Genomic DNA, 1741 nt, shown 5'->3' with positions numbered 1-1741 from the left:
CCCTCCCACGACCCCCCCGCCCCCCCCCCCCGCCAGCAGCCGCTCCGCCACCGCCGCCGAGTTCCCGGCCAGCAGCGACACCGCCGTGTCCGGCCGGTCCGCGCGCAGCGCGAGCAGCCACCCGGGCAGCAGGTACTCGGCGATCGTCATGCTCGCCGCCACCCGCAGCCGTGAGTCCCTGCGGTCCCGCAGCGCCTGCGCGCCCGCGTCGAAGGCCTCCGCCGCCTCCACGATCCGCCGCGCCCAGTCGGTGACCAGCGCCCCCGCGTCGGTCAGCCGCGAACCGCGCGGCGAGCGGTCGACGAGCGCCACCCCGAGCTGTCGTTCCATCGACCGGATCCGGCTGCTGGCGGCGGGCTGGGTGATGCCCAGCTCCCGCGCCGCCCCGCCCAGGCTCCCCAGCCGCGCCACCGCCAGCAACAGCTCCAGCGCCCCGAGGTCCGGCACCCGGTGAGCCAGGGACCCCGGGCTCGCGGAGCGGTGCCCTGGAGGGCCGTGGTCGTCCGTTGTGCTCATAAGCCCAGCTTATGCCGCCATAGAGGGGGGCTCCCTGGTGGCGGTGGACCGCCGGCCCGACCGTATGACCATGGTCACCGCAACCCGGCCCCTGCCACCCCTGCCCCGTGTCACCGCACGGCCCCCGCGTGCCACCGCCGTCCGTCACCTCGGACCCAACTGGTACGCCTGTGTGATGGGCACCGCCATCGTCGCCGGAGCGGGCGCCGCGCTCCCCGCGCACGTGCCCGTCCCGCGCCCCGCGCTCACCACCGTCTGGGCGCTGTCCCTCGCCCTCCTGGCGGTCCTGCTCGCCGCCCGCGCCCTGCACTGGGCCCACCACCGCGACCGGGCCCGCGCCCACCTCCTCGACCCCGCCGTGGCGCCCTTCTACGGCTGTCTCTCCATGGCGCTGCTGGCCGTCGGCGGCGGCGCCCTGACCCTCGGGCGGGACTGGATCGGGCTGCGCACGGCCGTCGTCCTCGACGCCGTGCTGTTCACCGCCGGTACGGCCGTCGGGCTGGCCGCCGCCGTGGCCGTCCCGTACCTCATGGCCGTACGCCACCGGGTGACGGCGCGGGAGGCGACGCCCGTCTGGCTGCTGCCGCTGGTCGCGCCCATGGTGTCCGCCGCGCTCGGGCCCCGCCTGGTGCCGTACCTCCCGGAGGGCCAGCCCCGCGCGACCCTGCTGTTCGCCTGCGTCGCGATGTTCGGGCTCAGCCTCCTCGCCACCCTGATGACGCTGCCGCTGGTCTTCGGCCGGCTGATCACCCACGGTCCGCCGTCCCTCGCGCTCACCCCGACGCTGTTCCTGGTGCTCGGGCCGCTCGGCCAGTCCACGACCGCCGTCGGCGCCTTCGCGGACGTCGCCCCCGGGGTCGTACCGGCGCCGTACGGCGAGGGCTTCCGCGTGCTCGCCGTCCTGTACGGGGTGCCCGTCACGGGGTTCGCGCTGCTGTGGCTCTGCCTCGCCGCCGCGCACGTCGTACGGGCGTGGCGGCGGGGCATGCGCTTCGCGATGACGTGGTGGTCGTTCACGTTCCCGGTCGGCACCTGTGTCACCGGCGCCGGGGCCCTCGCCTCGCACACCGGGCTGCTCGCCTACGACGTACTGGCACTCGCCCTGTACACCCTGCTGGCCGGTGCCTGGGCCGCCGCCGCCTGGCACACGGCGCGCGGCCTGTTCAGCGGCGCGCTGCTCGCAGGGCCCGCCCCAGCACCGCCGGCGCCCCGGCCAGCGACGGCC

Annotated in this window: 2 protein-coding genes; one reads left to right on the top strand and one right to left on the bottom strand. The window is 76.9% G+C overall.

Translation table 11 applies throughout. The features are described 5' to 3' along the window. Nucleotides 1–516 (bottom strand): LysR family transcriptional regulator (locus B7767_RS39465; protein WP_143652913.1); only part of this gene is annotated, 516 nt, incomplete at its 3' end. Nucleotides 517–586: 70 nt separating this feature from the next. Here B7767_RS39465 and B7767_RS39460 point away from each other — a divergent pair. Beyond that, a partial coding sequence (locus B7767_RS39460) for a TDT family transporter (RefSeq protein WP_085576139.1) occupies nt 587–1741 on the top strand: 1155 nt, incomplete at its 3' end.

The organism is Streptomyces sp. 13-12-16 (assembly GCF_002114215.1).
Taxonomy (GTDB): Bacteria; Actinomycetota; Actinomycetes; order Streptomycetales; family Streptomycetaceae; genus Streptomyces.
This window is presented reverse-complemented; position numbering and strand designations above follow the sequence as displayed.